Raw genomic sequence first — 1,063 nt, forward strand, 5'->3', positions numbered from 1 at the left:
CCTACGGCGTGGCCGATGACGGCACCCCGGTCTGGCAAGGCGACCCGAACGGCCTGGGCGTGCCCGGCGCCGCCCCGGCCCAGCCCATGAGCGCGCGTTACCCGCAGCGCGGCGAATCGGCCGCCTGGCTCACCCGCACCGCGCTGTGCGTGGAAGCACGCGACCCGCAACGCGCCAACGGCCCTTCGGCCGAAACCCGGCTGGGCGGCCAGAGCCGCCACCTCTACGTCTTCATGCCGCCGCTGCAGCGGCTGGAGGACTACCTCGACCTGCTCGCCGCCGTCGAAGCCACGGCCGAAAAACTGGGCGTGCAGATCGTGCTGGAAGGCTACCCGCCGCCGCGCGACCCGCGCCTGAAAATGCTCCAGGTCACGCCCGACCCCGGTGTGATCGAGGTCAACATCCACCCCGCCCACAACTGGGGCGAGTTGGTGGCGCACACCGAATTCCTGTACGACGCGGCGCACCAGACCCACCTGTGTGCCGAGAAGTTCATGACCGACGGCCGCCACACCGGCACCGGCGGTGGCAACCACTTCGTGCTGGGCGGCGCCACCCCGACCGATTCGCCCTTCCTGCGCAAGCCCGAACTGCTGGCCAGCCTGATCGCCTACTGGCACAACCACCCCAGCCTGAGCTACCTGTTCAGCGGGCTCTTCATCGGCCCCACCAGCCAGGCCCCGCGGGTGGACGAGGCCCGCAACGACCAGCTCTACGAGCTGGAAATCGCCCTCAACCAGATCGAGAAAAACCGGCAGGTGTATGGCCAGGACATGCCGCCCTGGATGGTGGACCGCACCCTGCGCAACATCCTGGTGGACGTGACCGGCAACACCCACCGCAGCGAGTTCTGCATCGACAAGCTCTACAGCCCCGACAGCCCCACCGGCCGGCTGGGCCTGCTGGAGCTGCGCGCCTTCGAGATGCCACCCCACGCCCGCATGAGCATCGCCCAGCAGCTGCTGTTGCGCGCGCTGGTGGCCCGCTTCTGGCAGCAACCGTGGCACGGCAAACTCACCCGCTGGGGCACCGAACTGCACGACCGTTTCCTGCTGCCCACCTT

Annotated in this window: 1 protein-coding gene; it reads left to right on the plus strand. The window is 69.2% G+C overall.

Going from position 1 to position 1,063, the window contains the following annotated elements; translation table 11 throughout:
• The coding region (locus HA630_RS23835) for a transglutaminase family protein (protein ID WP_243855545.1) at window positions 1-1,063 on the plus strand (1,063 nt) is incomplete at both ends.

Source organism: Aquabacterium sp. A08 (assembly GCF_011742065.1).